Here is a 14,572-nt window from a genome sequence, read left to right on the forward strand (position 1 = left end):
GGCTTTTCACCAGCCTCCCGCTATCAAGTCCTGGCTATTTTCCCGTCGCCGCCGCTTCCGTATCCAGCGTCTCGTAGAACTTCTCGATGACCGCCCAGGCCTCATCGGCCGTATCGACGAAGTGCATCAGTTCGACGTCGCCCGGCGAGATCGTGCCGAAGTCGGCAAGCGCGTTGAAATTGATGATCGAGTTCCAGAAGGTCTTGCCGAACAGGATCAGCGGCACGAGCGCCATGCGCCCGGTCTGCATCAGCGTCACGGTCTCGAAGAGTTCGTCGAGCGTGCCAAAGCCGCCCGGGAATACCGTCACCGCCTTGGCGCGCAGCAAAAAGTGCATCTTGCGCACGGCGAAATAGTGGAAATTGAAGCTGAGGTCGGGCGTCACGTAGGCGTTGGGCGCCTGCTCATGCGGCAGCACGATGTTGAGCCCGATAGACGGCGCGCCGACGTCTGCCGCGCCCCGGTTGCCCGCTTCCATCACGCCGGGGCCGCCGCCGGTGACGACGACGAACTCCTTGAAGCCGGTCTCTGCTGAACGCTCCGAGCAGAGCTTGGCGAATTTGCGCGCCTCGTCGTAGTAGACTGAGGCTGCCTCGAGGTTCTTGCGCTGGGTCTCGTTGCGGGCTGCCCAGGCTTCCGTGCCGGGCGCGGGAATGCGGGCGCCGCCGAACATCACCACCGTCGAGTTGATGCCCCGCTCGGCCAGCATCATCTCGACCTTGAGGAGCTCGAGCTGCAGCCGCACCGGGCGCAACTCTTCCCGGCACAGGAATTCGTCGTCCACATAGGCAAGGCGGTAGGCCGGTGACATCGACTGCGGGGTATGGGGAACGACCGAAGCCCTGTGCTTGTCGAACGCGCTGTCGGCCAGCGGATCCCAGACGCCGTCCTTGCGGCGAAGGTTCTTTTTCTTCAGTCGTGCCATATCACTATCCATCCAGCGGTCTGCTTCACATGAAGGCGCGTAGCAGGCCTGTTCGTCGTTGTCATTCGGGCAATGTCCGGCTGTATCATCTCGCCGGTCTCGTCGCGACATCATCCGCCGGAAAAGGGCTTCAACTTTCCGGGATCATGCTCTAGGACTCGCTGCCGAAAATGATATGTCCCCTCCGGCATCCCGATGGGCCAGAATAATGGTCGAAGTTTAAGGAATTCCGATGAACAACTCCAATCTCGCCGCCCTTGAAGCCACCATCGAACGCGCCTTCGAAGAGCGCGATTCCGTCACCACCTCGACGCGCGGCGAGGTTCGCGATGCCGTAGAGGCGGCGCTGAACCAGCTCGACAGCGGCAAGGTGCGGGTGGCCGAGAAGGGTGCCGATGGCAACTGGACGGTCAACCAGTGGCTCAAGAAGGCCGTGCTGCTGTCCTTCCGTCTCAATCCGATGGAGATCGTTCCCGGCGGCCCCGGCGCTTCGGTCTGGTGGGACAAGGTGCCCTCGAAGTTCGACGGCTGGAGCGTCAACGAGTTCGAGCGCGCCGGCTTCCGCGCCGTCCCGAACTGCGTCGTCCGCCGCTCGGCCTACATCGCCCCGAACGCGATCCTGATGCCCTCCTTCGTCAACCTCGGCGCCTATGTGGGCGAGGGCACGATGGTCGATACCTGGGCGACGGTCGGATCCTGCGCCCAGATCGGCAAGAACGTCCATCTTTCCGGCGGCGTTGGCATCGGCGGCGTGCTGGAGCCGATGCAGGCCGGGCCGACGATCATCGAGGACAACTGCTTCATCGGCGCGCGCTCCGAAGTCGTCGAAGGCTGCATCGTCCGCGAGGGCTCGGTGCTCGGCATGGGCGTCTTCATCGGCAAGTCCACCAAGATCGTCGATCGCGCCACGGGCGAGATCATGTATGGTGAAGTGCCGCCCTATTCCGTCGTCGTCGCGGGCTCCATGGGCTCTGGCGCCACGATGGCCAACGGCCAGCCGGCGCCGAACCTCTACTGCGCGGTCATCGTCAAGCGCGTCGACGAGAAGACCCGCTCCAAGACCGGCATCAACGAACTGCTCCGGGACTGAGCAATGGACAATTCGGACCAGCCGCCAAGTTTGAGATGGCTTTTCTTCGGCTGGTCCGGCCGCGTCTCCCGTCTGCCCTATGCGTTGGCCTGGGGTTTCTGGATGACGCTGGCTGCGGCCTTTCTGACCCGCATGGTGATGACGCCGCAAGACGAGCCGGCGTTCGCCATATGGACGCTCCTGTTTTTCGCAGTGGGCGTCGTTTCCACTCTTTCCTCGGTCATGCTGACGATCAAGCGGTTGCATGACATGGCTCTGCCGGCGCCGCTGGTTCTGTGCCTGTTCGTCCCGGCCATATCCATCTTCGCGCTCATCGCCTTCCTCGTCTGGCCCGGTACACCCGGGCCGAACCCGCATGGCCGCGTTACCGACCGACCGAAGGAATAGCGCCAGTAGCCCGCCGCATGATTTACAGCTCGCTCCGCAGCACATGTAGGATGAGAAACATGCAGCGAATTCAAAATTTTATTGGAGCGCCAGTGTCCCATCTTTCCTCTTGCTTGCGGGCAAAGGATGATGACAGCGCACGCCCTATGGGCTAGACCCAAGAAAGAGCTCCAGAACCAAAGACCGGCGGTGCGTTGCGCGGCCAGCCGGCAGGCAGTCCAGCACATGACCACGATCGATCCCGTCCTCAATCTCGCCACGCTGATCCGTTGCCCGTCGGTCACGCCCGCCGAGGGCGGTGCTCTGGCGGCGCTGGAGGCCATGCTCTCTCCGCTCGGATTCAAGGTGGAGCGCGTGGTGATGTCATCGCCCGGTACGCCGGATGTAGAGAACCTCTATGCGCGCATCGGCATCGACGGTCCGCATCTGATGTTTGCCGGCCATACCGACGTCGTGCCGGTTGGCGACGAGGCCGCCTGGACCCATGGCCCTTTCTCGGCCGATATCGCTGGTGGCGAAATGTACGGCCGCGGCGCGGTCGACATGAAGGGCGGGATTGCCTGCTTCGTGGCAGCGGTCGCCCGCCACATCGAAAGGCACGGGCCGCCGGCCGGCTCCGTCTCCTTTCTCATCACTGGCGACGAGGAAGGCCCCGCGGTCAACGGCACCATCAAGCTTTTGGAATGGGCGGCGGCGAAGGGCGAGCGCTGGGATGCCTGCATCGTCGGGGAACCGACCAATCCGGACATGCTGGGCGACATGATCAAGATCGGCCGGCGCGGCTCGGTTTCGGGCACGTTGACCGTTTTCGGTGTTCAGGGGCACGCTGCCTATCCGCACCTGGCGGACAATCCCGTGCGCGCCGTCATCGCGCTTGCGGATGCGCTGATGGATTCGCCCTTTGATGCGGGCACTGCTGACTTCCAGCCTTCCAACCTGGAGGTGACCACCGTTGACGTCGGCAATCGCGCCGTCAACGTGATCCCGGCCAGGGCATCTGCCAGCTTCAACATCCGCTTCAACGACACCTGGACGGCGGATAGCGTGAAGGCCGAGATCGTTCGCCGGCTGGAAAAGGCGGCGGCCGACGACCGGCTGCGTCCGGGCCGCCAGCCGGTCCGCTACGAGATCGCCTGGGCGGAACGTCCGAGCCACGTGTTCCTGACGCGCGACGATCGGCTTATCGCCTCCCTGTCGGCGGCAATCGAGGCGGCGATCGGCCGGGTACCGAAGCTGTCCACCACCGGCGGCACGTCCGATGCCCGCTTCATCAAGGACTATTGCCCCGTCGTCGAGTTCGGCCTCGTCGGCCAGACAATGCACATGGTCGACGAACGCGTCGCCGTCGCCGATCTCGAGACGCTGACGAGGATTTACGAAATCTTCCTGGAGCGCTGGTTCGTCAATGCCGGGGCTTGACGAGGTCCTCTACTATCTCACCGGCGTCTGGCAACTCGTCCGGCAGAAGCCCGAAGGCTTCCGCTGGCTCGACCTGACCTGGCGCGGTCTCGTTCGCTCGTTCTGGGCGATGGCCTGGAGCCTGCCGGCGCTTGGCGTTATATGGGCCTCGTGGCGCCTCTATTTTCTCGGCCGCATGCCGGAAGGAACCGGCGCAGGGTTCGATTTCATCCTGAAGCTCGCCTTCATCGATCTTGTCGGCTGGTTCCTGCCGCTGCTCCTCGTCGCCTTGCTGGCACGCCCGCTGGGATACGCCCAGCATCTGGCGACCATGGTCATCGCCAGCAACTGGATCGCCGTGCCCTTTGCCTACGCGACCGCCATTCCCTTTGCCATCGCGCTGGTGGTTCCGGATTTTTCCGCCTTTTCCGGCTTGCTTCTCTACGCCGTCTTCGGCCTGAGCATCATGCTCCAGTACCGTCTCCTTTGGATGTGCATCGGCAAGCAGTCGCTGCTGGCAGCGACGCTGACGGCATTGTTCGTTCTGCCGCCTCTCCTGGTCGGGCAGGGCCTGCAGGTGCTGCTCGGCACATTGCCGGGCTGAGAAAGATCAGTAGTCGACCTGCATGAAATATAGGCCGTCCGGCGGGGCGACGGGACCGCACGCCTTGCGGTCGCGCGCTTCCAGCGCGGCCCGCACATCGGCAACGCTCCACTTTCCTTCGCCTGCGAGCTTCAGCGTGCCGGCAAAAGAGCGGATCTGGTTGTGGAGGAAACTTTGCGCCGTGGCGCGGATCTCGATCAGGTCGCCCGAGCGCGTCACGTCGAGCCGGTCGATCGTGCGAACCGGGCTGTTGGCCTGGCAATGGGCCGATCGGAAGGTCGTAAAATCGTGCTTGCCGACGAGTTTCTGTGCGGCCGCATGCATCGCCTCATGGTCGAGCGGCTTCGCCACGAACCAGGCGCGCTTCGCCTCCAGCGCCAGCGGCGCCCGGCGTGCGATGATCCGGTAGAGGTAGTGGCGCCGCAGCGCGGAAAATCGGGCGTCGAAGGTTTCGTCCACCAGCGCGGCATCGAGGATCGCCACCCGTTCGCCCGCCTGCATCAGATGCGCGTTCAGGGCGTTGCGAAGCGTGTGCTCCTCCCAGGCCCGGGACAGGTCGGCATGGGCGACCTGTCCCACGGCGTGGACGCCGGAATCGGTGCGGCCGGCGCCCCGGATCGAGACTGTGTCGCCGGTAAGGGACAGGATCGCCTTTTCCACGGCGCCCTGAACGGAGGGGCCGTTTTCCTGCCGCTGCCAGCCCACATAGGGCGTGCCATCATACTCGATGATCATGCGATAGCGCGGCATCAGGCGATCACCGTGCCGACCGGAACCTGTGTGCCGCGCAGGAAGTCCGCCACGTCGAGCGGCTTGCCGCCGGCCTTCTGCAGCCGGGTGAGCGAGACGGCACCGTCCGCGCAGGCGACGACGAGGCCATTGGAGGACAGCACCGTTCCCACAGGCCCGTTGCCATCGGCGATCTGCGAGCCCAGCACCTTCACCCGTTCGGGCCTGCCGGCAACGTTTAGTTCGAACCAGGCGCCGGGGAAGGGTGACAGCGCGCGGATGTGGTTGTGCACATCAGCCGCGGTGCGGGTGAAGTCGATCCGCGTCTCGCCCTTGTCGATCTTGGCCGCATAGACCACCCCCTCGTCATCCTGTGGCGTCAATGGCAGCGCGCCGGCTTCCAGGCGTTCCATCGCCTGCGCCATCAGCGTGCCGCCGACCTGCATCAACCTGTCGTGCAGTTCGCCGCCGGTCATGTCAGGCGCAATGGCGACACGCTGGGTCAGCGCGACGGGACCGGTGTCGAGCCCCTTGTCCATCTTCATCACCATCATGCCGGTTTCGGTGTCGCCGGCCATGATTGCTCGCTGGATCGGTGCCGCACCGCGCCAGCGCGGCAGCAACGAGGCGTGGCCGTTGTAGCTGCCGAGCCGGGTGCCCGTCAGGATCGCCTCGGGCAGCAGCAGCCCGTAGGCGACCACCACCGCAACATCGGCGTCGAGCGCCCGGAAGGCTGCGCGATCCTCCTCGGCCTTGAAATTCGGTGGCGTGAACACGGGGATGCCGAGGGATTCGGCGCGCTGGTGCACGGGGGATTTCTGCAACTCCAGCCCGCGTCGCCCCGCGGGCCGTGGCGGCTGCGAATAGGCGGCGACGATCGTATGCCCGGCCTCGAAAAGCGCGTTCAGCGTTGCCACGGAAAATTCCGGCGTGCCCATGAAGATGATGCGAAGCGCCATGCCGACATGCTCCTGTCCGGCGCATGATCCTTCGGATCGGGTCGATCGCCGAAGCGGCGCATGCGCGGGTTCAAACTGTTACCGTGCCCCTTCAAACGGGTTTACGAGCCTCAGATCAAGCCCCTCGAAGTCTTTTACGTTACGCGTCGCCAGCGCCGCTCCGTTATGAAGGCAGATCGCGGCGATCATGGCGTCTGAAACGGAGATCGGCCGGCCGGTGCCTTCCCGCCGCGCCCGCACCTTACCCGACAGGATCGCGGAATCGAGGGACAGGTTGACGATGCGGTCGCTGAACAGGGTTTGCAAATCCGTCAACATGCGCAGGTATCGTTCCGAACCTGTTCGTTGTCTGAAGCGCTCGGCGCCGAAGGAGAGTTCCATCATCACGATATCGCAGAGGAAGAGATCAGCTTCGCTTATTTGCTGCATCCAGAGGGCAAGGTTGGCGTCCGGCTGTTCCTTGACGCTTTCCGAAATCACGTTGGTATCGAGGACGATCATTCAGGGAACTCGACCGGACGCCCGAAGTCTTTCTTCCGGTCAGCTTCGATCTTCCGCATGATCTCGACGAACTCTTCGTCCGGACCGCTTGCCAAGGCGACCTGGCGAAGGGCCTCCCAGGCAGACTTCGGTCTTGCGCGCGTATCGGACTGCTCATTCTGCAGCCCTTGGCGGAGCAGGTCCTTCGCTTTATCGGACAGGCTCACGCCAGCGCGCTCGGCGGCCAGCGAAAGGTCGCGTTTCATGGAGTCGGGAACGTTTCGTAAAAGCAGGTCGCCCACAAGCTTCGCCTCCGCTACGATATCACTGATATCATAGTCGCCCGGCGTCCGCTTTTCAACGTGGCGGTCAGATCGCCTTGGCGCCGCGGGTCTTTGCGGCCTTGGTGAACTTGCGGATCACCATGTCGCGCTTGAGCTTGGAGATATGGTCGATGAAGAGCACGCCGTTGAGGTGATCGATCTCGTGCTGCAGGCAGGTCGCCAGCAGTCCGTCGGCCTCGATCGTCTGCTCCTTGCCGTCGCGGTCGAGATAACGCACGGTGATCGCGGCCGGGCGCTCCACTTCAGCGTAGTAGTCGGGGATCGAAAGGCAGCCTTCCTCGTAGACGGAACGGGCATCGCTCGAGGCAACGATCTCGGGGTTGATGAAGACGAGCGGCGTCTTCTCCTCGCCGTCCTTCGAGACGTCCAGCACGAGCATGCGGCGCGGCACGCCGATCTGGATCGCCGCCAACCCTATTCCGGGCGCGTCGTACATCGTATCCAGCATGTCCTCTGCCAGGCGGCGCGTCTCGTCGTTGATGGCCTCCAGGGAGGTGGAGACCTGTCGCAGGATGGGATCGGGAAGAATAATCAGCGGTTTGATCGTCATGTGCTTCACTTAGCGGTTTGTCGGGCGCCTTTCAATTGTCTTGGAAGGCATCGCTTTCCATCCGGGGTACCCGGCAGTTTGTTCACGTTATGATCTATCTTCGGACGCAAATGCTGTTATGTTTGCGCCATGACACCGCAATTTTCTTTCAAGGAAACCCTGATTCGGCTGGTGGATGCCCTATCGCGGGATCCGGCCCTGCAGCTTCTATGCCTCCTGGCGGCGGCCGTGCTGCTCGGCATCCTTTATGTCGCACGCCGTTCGGCCCGTATCCGGCAGCAGGCATCGGCCGTGGCCGAAGCACGCCTTTCGGAGCTGCTGCGGGCGCAAAACGAGATGCAGGGCCGTGTGGCGGCCATGGCCGAGGTGTTCGGTGCGCGGCAGGCAGAGACCAACCAGTCGATCAATCAGCGGCTCGACGGGCTGACACAGCGGCTCGGCCAGTCGATCAGCGAGCAGACGCGCGCCACCCACGAGAACCTCCGCCGCCTGCAGGAGCGGTTGGCGGTAATCGATACCGCGCAGACGAACATCCAGTCGCTGGCAAAGGACGTGGTCAGCCTGCAGGCCATCCTCTCCAACAAGCAGACACGCGGCGCATTCGGGCAGGCGCGCATGGAGGCGATCGTCGCAGACGGCCTTCCGATCGGCGCCTACGAATTCCAGCCGCAACTGGCAAGCGGTGTCCGCCCGGACTGCGTCATCCGCATGCCGAACGGCCAGCCGCCGCTGGTGATCGATGCCAAGTTTCCGCTGGAGGCATGGAACGCCATGGGCGCGGCCAAGAGTGCGGAGGCGTCGAAGGCGGCAGCCCAGCAGTTTCGCCGTGACATGGAGGTCCATGTCCGTGACATCGCGGAGAAGTACCTTCTCCCGGGCGAAACCCAGGACACCGCCTTTCTCTTCGTTCCGTCGGAATCGATCTTCGCGGCGATCCACGAGAACTTCGAGGCCATCGTCCAGAAGGCCCACCGTTCCCGCATCGTCATCGTCTCGCCCTCCCTCCTGCTGCTGTCGATACAGGTGCTTCAGGCCTTGCTGAAGGACCAGCGCATGCGCGAGCAGGCGCACGTCATCCAGGGCGAGGTGGTGCGGTTGATGGAGGACCTCGGGCGTCTGGACGACCGGGTCCGCAAGCTGCACGGCCATTTCACCTCGGCGCAGAAGGACGTCGACCAGATCCTTACCTCGACGGAGAAGCTTGCCCGCAGGGGCGCGCGCATCGGCGAGATGGAGTTCGAAACCGCTGCCGCGTCCGCCTCGGTCCAGCCACAGCAATCGGCCGAGCGTGCGGTCGAGAGCCGTACCGGCCAATTGAAGCTCAGAGTGGTTGACGAGGACTGAGCGTCTCGGGCAGTGTCGGCCGAAGAAAACCGCTGAGGAACACACCCCATGATCACCGTCTTCGGATCCATCAACATGGATCTCATCGCCACGACCGAGCGACTGCCGAAGCCGGGGGAAACCGTGCGCGGGCACACGTTCACGACCGCGGCCGGCGGCAAGGGCGCCAATCAGGCGCTGGCGGCCCGGCGTGCGGGCGCGACCGTGCGGATGGCGGGTGCGGTAGGCGGCGACGCTTTCGCGGCCGAGTCGCTCGTGCTGCTGACACAGGCCGCGGTGAACCTCGACCTGGTGAAGGTCGCAGACGAGCCGACGGGCACGGCCCACATCCTCGTCAGCGACGACGGCGAGAACGTCATCGTTGTCGTGGCCGGCGCCAACGGCGACGTCACGGCTGCGGACGCCAAGTCGGCGGTCTCGCAGATGTCGGCCGGCGACGTGCTGATGCTGCAGCTGGAGGTGCCGCCGGAGGCGGTGGAGGCGGCGCTCGACGCGGCAAAGGCGCGGCGGGTCACGTCGGTCATCAACCTCGCGCCGTTGACATCGGATGCCCAACGGCTGGGCGCCAAGGCGGATATCGTCGTCACCAACGAAACCGAGTTCGAGCTTTTCGCCGGCAAGCAGAACCTGTCTGACGCCGCGCGCGAAGCTGAAATGCGCGCGATCCATGAGCGCACGAGCCAGACGCTGATCGTCACGCTCGGCGCCGACGGGGTTATCGCCATCCGCAAGGGCAACGTTTTCCGCGCGCCGGGCCTGAAGATCGAGCCGGTGGACACGGTCGGTGCCGGCGACAGTTTCTGTGGGTATCTCGCTGCCTCGCTCGATGCCGGCCTTCCCTTTGCCGATTGCCTGCGCCGGGCGGCCGTCGCTGGGTCGTTGGCGTGCCTCAAGCGCGGCGCCCAGCCTTCGATACCGGATGCTGCTGCGGTCGATGCCCTGGTGTCGGCTAGCTAGCCTTGTTCATGCGCGGGCGGAACTTTTCTTGACACGCCGGTGCTGCGGCCTACCTTTTGTTGCGCTGCGGCAAGGAGAGAGGCGATGAGCGAAGACGAGGCCCCGGAGACGAAACTTACGCAGACGAAGCGCCGCTGGGCCGAGCAGGGCCGGTTCCTGACGGGCCGGATCAGCCGGCAGGGTACGGATCGCTTGCCGCCGGGCCAGCATCTGGTGAAGAACTGGCCCGTTCTCGATCTCGGTCAGCAGCCGGTCGTACGGCCTGAGAGCTGGCGGCTCGATATCTCAGGCGAGGTGGACAGCCCGGTTTCGCTCGACTGGCGTGCCTTTCACGCACTGCCGCAGACCCGCAATCAGTCCGACATCCATTGCGTGACGACATGGTCGCGCTACGACAATCGCTGGCAGGGGGTGTCCACGCATGACCTGCTCGATTTCGCCATGCCGAAGCCGTCGGCGAGCCATGTCATGCTGTCGAGTTATGACGGCTACACCACCAACCTTCCGCTTGCCGATTTCGCCGTCGAGGACGCGCTTTTGGCCACCCATTGGGAGGGCGAACCCCTGTCGGTGGAGCACGGCGGCCCTGTCCGCCTCGTGGTGCCGCATCTCTATTTCTGGAAAAGCGCCAAATGGGTGAGCCGAATAGAATTCCTGGCCGGCGACCGTGCGGGTTTCTGGGAGCGCAACGGTTATCACATGCGGGGCGATCCCTGGACCGAGGAGCGCTATTCAGGGGACTGATCGGGAAGGCTCCTAGCTCGTAGGAGCTATTCTCCCCGTTGTCGACAGGTTCACGAGGGATCAGTATATTAGCGCCTTCTTTTAAAATGGAGGGCGCCCCAGATGGCGACGTACACCGTCTATTTTCCCGGTGGCAAGTATCCCCAGGACTACAGCCCTGCCATTCCCGGCTTCAACTACAATCCGATGTTCGGCGAGCTGGTCGACCTGTCTTCGGCGACGGTGCTCGGCAGTTCGTCGACGCGCTATACCCTGCAACTCGATGATGGGCTCAAGCTGCGCTTCAGTGGCTCCGGCTTTACCTTCGACGGCGGCCGGGACGCGACCGGCGGGACGGTGACGAAGGCCGAGCTGCTGCAGTCGAACGGCACGACGCTGGTATCGACCCTCACGGGCCTCAGCCTGTCGCTGGAGGCACTGCAGGATGCGGCGACCGTCTTCGATCCGTGGAGCCTCCAGTCCTGGATACTCAATCGCAGCGACACCCTGAACGGGTCGTCCGGAAACGACGATCTCGAAGGTTTCGCCGGCAATGATACGATCAACGCCAAGGGCGGCGACGACTTCGTCATCGGCGGCGAGGGCAGGGACAGCTACGACGGCGGCACCGGCTGGGACAATCTCAGCTTCCAGGATGCGCGCTTCAATCCCGATGCGCTGGGCGGCGTGGTGTTGGATGCGGCGTCCGGCAGGGTAGTGGATCCCTACGGCAACACCGAGCAGTTCCAGAATTTCGAGACCTTCCGCGGTACCCAGTTCCGGGACGTCCTGAAGGGGTCTGCCAGGGACGAGGATTTCCAGGGCGTCGGTGGGCGTGACGTCATTGACGGTCGTGGTGGCTTCGACACCGTCAGCTATCATCGCGATCAGAGCAATGGTGGCCGGGCCGTCGGCGTGACGGTGGACCTCAAGGCCGGAACGGCGATCGACGGCTTCGGCAAGACGGACACCCTGAGCCACATCGAAGGCGTGCGCGGCACCGGCTACGCCGACAGCCTGACCGGCAACAATGGCGACAACTGGTTGCGCGGAGACGCAGGAAACGACTATCTTTTCGGCGGTCTCGGCAACGACCAGCTGCGCGGTGACGGCGGCAGCGACTACTTCGTCTTCAACACGAAGCTCAGCGCTGCGTACAATGTCGATGATATCGAGGACTTCAACGTCGCCGCCGACACGATCAAGCTGGAGAACGCGATCTTCACCAAGCTGAGCGGCATCGGAACGCTCTCGGCGGCGCAGTTCGTGGCCAATGACAAGGGCTGCGCGGAAAACGCATCGCACCGCATCATCTACGAAAAGGACGCCGGCAATCTCTACTACGATTACAACGGCAAGGCGTCCGGCGGGCGCGTGCTGTTCGCGACGCTCGACGACGGCTTGGCAATGACGGCGGCAGATTTCTTCATCATCTGACGGCGCCACGCCCCCGGCGCCGTCAGCGCGCAGACCGGTCAGCGTCGGAACGTGTCTTCGTAGATTGCGGGCTTGAAGCCTGCAAGATAGCGGCCGTCCACGTCGAGGATCGGTCGCTTTATCATCGATGGCTGCGCCACCATCAGCGCAATCGCCTTTTCGGCGTCGAGATCGGCCTTCTCAGCCTCGGGAAGCGCGCGGAAGGTGGTGCCGGACCGGTTCAGGACCGTCTCCCAGCCCAATTCGTCGATCCAGCGCCTGATCGATGCGGCGTCGATTCCCTCCGCCTTGTAGTCGTGGAAGAGGTAGGGGATGCCATGCGTGTCGAGCCAGGTCCGGGCCTTCTTCATCGTGTCACAGTTCTTGATGCCGTAGATCCTGACGGTCATTTCCATGTTTCCTTTCGGCTCAAAGGCTGAGGAACTTTTCCACCACCGCATCGACCTCGGCGCTCTTCAGCCCCGCGATGTTGATGCGGGCAGAGCCCGGCATGTAGATCGCGTGCTCGGCGCGAAGCCGCAGCACGTCCTCTTCGGCAAGCGGCAGCAGCGAGAACATGCCCTCCTGTTCGGCGACCGCCGACAGCACCTGCCAGCGGCGCGAAAGCCCGGCAGCCAGGCGTTGGCGGATCGAGGCGACACGGCCGCGCATCACGTCGAGTTCCGCCATCCAGTCGGCCTTCAGTGCATCGTCACCGAGGATTTCGCTGACGATCGCGGCCCCGTGGTCGGGCGGCATGGAGTAGGCGGTGCGCGCCAGCGCGGCAAGGTTGGAGCGGGCCGAAAGGGCGATATCCCTTGTCGGTGTCACCGCGAACACGGCGCCGGTGCGTTCGCGGTAGAGGCCGAAATTCTTGGAGCAGGAAATCGCAAGCAGGGCCTCGGGGACGGCGTCTAGCACCGTGCAGAGGCCTGCCCGGTCCGCTTCCAGCCCCTTGCCAAAGCCCTGGTAGGCGCTGTCGATCAGCGGCAGCAGCCCGCGTTCGGCAATCAGCGCCGAAAGCCTGTGCCATTGGTCCGCAGTGAGAACGCCGCCGGTCGGATTATGGCAACTGGCGTGCAGCAGCACCGCGTCCCCGGTCTTTGCCGTTTTCAGAGCCTCCATCATCTCGTCGAACAGGATCGCCTGGGACGGCACGTCGAAGAAGGGGTGGGAGACGACCTCCAGTCCGGCGACCTTGAAGATTGCCGGATGGTTCGGCCACGTGGGCACACCGACCCAGATCCGCTTCACGCCCATGCGCGCCATGAGATCCGCGGCAAGCCGCAGCGCGCCGGAGCCGCCGGGTGTCTGCAGGCTGGCGACGGCCCGGTCGCGTCCCGAAGGCCCGGTCGTCAATTCCCAGAGGCGCTCGAGGAAAACGGGATCGCCCTCCGGACCAACATAGGATTTCGTCGCCTGGCCCGCGACGAGCCGGCGTTCGGCTTCCTTCACCGCGCGGAAGATCGGCGTCGCGCCCTCTTCGTCGCGATAGACGCCGACACCGAGGTCCACCTTCCCGGCCCTGGCATCGGCCCGATAGAGCCCGATCAGGGCGAGAAGCGGATCATCGGGCTGGCGGTTGAGCGATTCGAACATGATGAAACCCCTTCGGCTGGGTATGGCTTGCGATCGTTTATGCGAAATCGGTCGCAATTTCGAGCCCGAACTTTCTTGGACCGGGGCCGGAATCCGGATCGGGGATGGCCCAATCATTTTCGCCGGCGGACCTGCGTCACGCGGTTGCGGCGAGGACGGGGCTACCCTATCTTCTGCCTGCGCGCCCCTGCGAAGGAAGGCCTGTTGAAGAAACTGAATGAAAAGATGAGCTCAGCCGCCCTGGCGGCGATCCGCAATCGCCGTGGGCACCGGCCGTTCTCTGCCAATCGCGACGGCGGCGACACCGTCATCGCCTCCTACAACGTCCATAAATGTGTCGGCGTCGACCGCAAGTTCGATCCGGAACGGGTGGCGGCGGTCATCTCGGAGATCGATGCCGACGTCATCGCGATCCAGGAAGCCGACAAGCGCTTCGGCGCGCGCTCCGGCCTGCTGGATCTGACGGCGCTTGAGCGTGACTCTGGCCTCATCCCCGTTCCCATCATGACACATTCGACCGGCGGCCACGGCTGGCACGGCAACATGCTGATGATCCGAAAGGGTACCGTCCTGAACGTGCGCCAGCTGAAGCTGCCGGGCGTGGAGCCGCGCGGGGCGCTGGTGGTGAATTTCGATTTCCCGAACGGCAGGCTGCGCGTGGTTGCCGCGCATTTCGGTCTCCTCAAGCGGTCGCGGCAGTTGCAGGCCAAGGCGGTCCTGGCCTCCGTGGCGCAGGAGGAGGAGATGCCGACCGTCCTGATCGGCGATCTCAACGAATGGCGGGTCGGCCGGCGTTCCTCGCTGTCGCCGCTCGTCCCCGTGTTCGATCCCGCCGCCGGCGCGGTTCCAAGCTTCCCCTCCCGCTTTCCCGTTCTGGCGCTGGACCGCGTACTCGGCCACCCGCACGATCTCGTGGCCGCGGTCGAGGTTCACGACAGTCCGCTCGCCCGCGTCGCCTCCGATCACCTGCCGATCAAGGCGCATATCGACCTTCAGGCGATCTGGGACCGCTCCTACGGCAACGCGCATCGTGTCGGTGCGACAGCGGAAGCGGTTCGCTAGACCCG

At 64.3% G+C, this 14,572-nt stretch carries 17 protein-coding genes; 9 read left to right on the forward strand and 8 right to left on the reverse strand.

What is annotated here, in order from left to right:
- Nucleotides 1-34: 34 nt before the first annotated feature.
- Entirely contained in the window at nucleotides 35-925 is an 891-nt protein-coding gene (locus HV823_RS05305; protein ID WP_176948716.1) for an LOG family protein, read from the reverse strand.
- A gap of 232 nt (nucleotides 926-1,157) precedes the next feature.
- Between HV823_RS05305 and dapD the strand changes: the two genes are divergently transcribed.
- The 4 genes from dapD (at nucleotide 1,158) to HV823_RS05325 (ending at nucleotide 4,404) form a co-directional block, all read left to right on the forward strand.
- Nucleotides 1,158-2,015, forward strand: coding sequence for a 2,3,4,5-tetrahydropyridine-2,6-dicarboxylate N-succinyltransferase (dapD, locus tag HV823_RS05310; protein ID WP_176948717.1), 858 nt, complete (start codon nucleotides 1,158-1,160; stop codon nucleotides 2,013-2,015).
- A 3-nt stretch (nucleotides 2,016-2,018) separates the two neighbouring features.
- Nucleotides 2,019-2,402: a DUF805 domain-containing protein gene (locus tag HV823_RS05315; RefSeq protein ID WP_176948718.1), complete on the forward strand. Its 384-nt coding sequence runs from the start codon at nucleotides 2,019-2,021 to the stop codon at nucleotides 2,400-2,402.
- A 225-nt stretch (nucleotides 2,403-2,627) separates the two neighbouring features.
- Nucleotides 2,628-3,821, forward strand: a complete 1,194-nt coding sequence (dapE, locus tag HV823_RS05320) for a succinyl-diaminopimelate desuccinylase (protein ID WP_176948719.1) — start codon at nucleotides 2,628-2,630, stop codon at nucleotides 3,819-3,821.
- Nucleotides 3,808-4,404 (forward strand): hypothetical protein, encoded by a 597-nt coding sequence (locus HV823_RS05325; RefSeq protein WP_176948720.1) that lies wholly within the window; start codon nucleotides 3,808-3,810, stop codon nucleotides 4,402-4,404. Before dapE ends, HV823_RS05325 begins: the two co-directional genes overlap by 14 nt.
- A 6-nt stretch (nucleotides 4,405-4,410) precedes the next feature.
- Here the strand turns inward: HV823_RS05325 and truA are convergent, their stop codons facing one another.
- The 5 genes from truA to def form a co-directional block, all read right to left on the reverse strand.
- The gene (gene truA, locus HV823_RS05330) at nucleotides 4,411-5,154 is read right to left on the reverse strand and encodes a tRNA pseudouridine(38-40) synthase TruA (protein WP_176948721.1); all 744 of its coding nucleotides are present in this window, start codon (nucleotides 5,152-5,154) and stop codon (nucleotides 4,411-4,413) included.
- Nucleotides 5,154-6,092, reverse strand: a complete 939-nt coding sequence (gene fmt / locus HV823_RS05335; RefSeq protein WP_176948722.1) for a methionyl-tRNA formyltransferase — start codon at nucleotides 6,090-6,092, stop codon at nucleotides 5,154-5,156. Before fmt ends, truA begins: the two co-directional genes overlap by 1 nt.
- A 78-nt stretch (nucleotides 6,093-6,170) precedes the next feature.
- Entirely contained in the window at nucleotides 6,171-6,593 is a 423-nt protein-coding gene (locus HV823_RS05340; protein WP_176948723.1) for a type II toxin-antitoxin system VapC family toxin, read from the reverse strand.
- A complete protein-coding gene (locus HV823_RS05345; protein WP_176948724.1) occupies nucleotides 6,590-6,874 on the reverse strand; it encodes a plasmid stabilization protein in 285 nt (94 codons plus the stop codon). The genes HV823_RS05340 and HV823_RS05345 overlap by 4 nt, the downstream gene beginning before the upstream one ends.
- A 67-nt stretch (nucleotides 6,875-6,941) precedes the next feature.
- Complete coding sequence (def, locus tag HV823_RS05350; RefSeq protein WP_176948725.1) at nucleotides 6,942-7,466, reverse strand: peptide deformylase; 525 nt, start codon at nucleotides 7,464-7,466, stop codon at nucleotides 6,942-6,944.
- 129 nt (nucleotides 7,467-7,595) lie between these two features.
- Here def and HV823_RS05355 point away from each other — a divergent pair, with 129 nt between their 5' ends.
- The 4 genes from HV823_RS05355 to HV823_RS05370 all read left to right on the forward strand — a co-directional run bounded on the left by HV823_RS05355 (nucleotide 7,596) and on the right by HV823_RS05370 (nucleotide 11,927).
- Nucleotides 7,596-8,810: a DNA recombination protein RmuC gene (locus HV823_RS05355; RefSeq protein ID WP_176948726.1), complete on the forward strand. Its 1,215-nt coding sequence runs from the start codon at nucleotides 7,596-7,598 to the stop codon at nucleotides 8,808-8,810.
- 48 nt (nucleotides 8,811-8,858) lie between these two features.
- On the forward strand, nucleotides 8,859-9,767 hold the full coding sequence (locus tag HV823_RS05360; RefSeq protein ID WP_176948727.1) for a ribokinase: 909 nt from the start codon (nucleotides 8,859-8,861) through the stop codon (nucleotides 9,765-9,767).
- Nucleotides 9,768-9,851: 84 nt separating this feature from the next.
- On the forward strand, nucleotides 9,852-10,511 hold the full coding sequence (locus HV823_RS05365) for a sulfite oxidase-like oxidoreductase (RefSeq protein WP_176948728.1): 660 nt from the start codon (nucleotides 9,852-9,854) through the stop codon (nucleotides 10,509-10,511).
- A 102-nt stretch (nucleotides 10,512-10,613) separates the two neighbouring features.
- The gene (locus HV823_RS05370) at nucleotides 10,614-11,927 is read left to right on the forward strand and encodes a calcium-binding protein (RefSeq protein WP_176948729.1); all 1,314 of its coding nucleotides are present in this window, start codon (nucleotides 10,614-10,616) and stop codon (nucleotides 11,925-11,927) included.
- Between the two features lie 38 nt (nucleotides 11,928-11,965).
- Here the strand turns inward: HV823_RS05370 and HV823_RS05375 are convergent, their stop codons facing one another.
- Together HV823_RS05375 and HV823_RS05380 are read right to left on the reverse strand one after the other, a co-directional pair.
- Nucleotides 11,966-12,316 (reverse strand): ArsC family reductase, encoded by a 351-nt coding sequence (locus HV823_RS05375; protein WP_176948730.1) that lies wholly within the window; start codon nucleotides 12,314-12,316, stop codon nucleotides 11,966-11,968.
- Between the two features lie 19 nt (nucleotides 12,317-12,335).
- On the reverse strand, nucleotides 12,336-13,505 hold the full coding sequence (locus tag HV823_RS05380; RefSeq protein ID WP_176948731.1) for an amino acid aminotransferase: 1,170 nt from the start codon (nucleotides 13,503-13,505) through the stop codon (nucleotides 12,336-12,338).
- Between the two features lie 225 nt (nucleotides 13,506-13,730).
- Here HV823_RS05380 and HV823_RS05385 point away from each other — a divergent pair, with 225 nt between their 5' ends.
- Nucleotides 13,731-14,567, forward strand: coding sequence for an endonuclease/exonuclease/phosphatase family protein (locus HV823_RS05385; protein WP_425487641.1), 837 nt, complete (start codon nucleotides 13,731-13,733; stop codon nucleotides 14,565-14,567).
- Nucleotides 14,568-14,572: the final 5 nt, after the last annotated feature.

Origin of the sequence: Mycoplana rhizolycopersici (assembly GCF_013378445.1) — a bacterium.
GTDB lineage: Bacteria > Pseudomonadota > Alphaproteobacteria > Rhizobiales > Rhizobiaceae > Mycoplana > Mycoplana rhizolycopersici.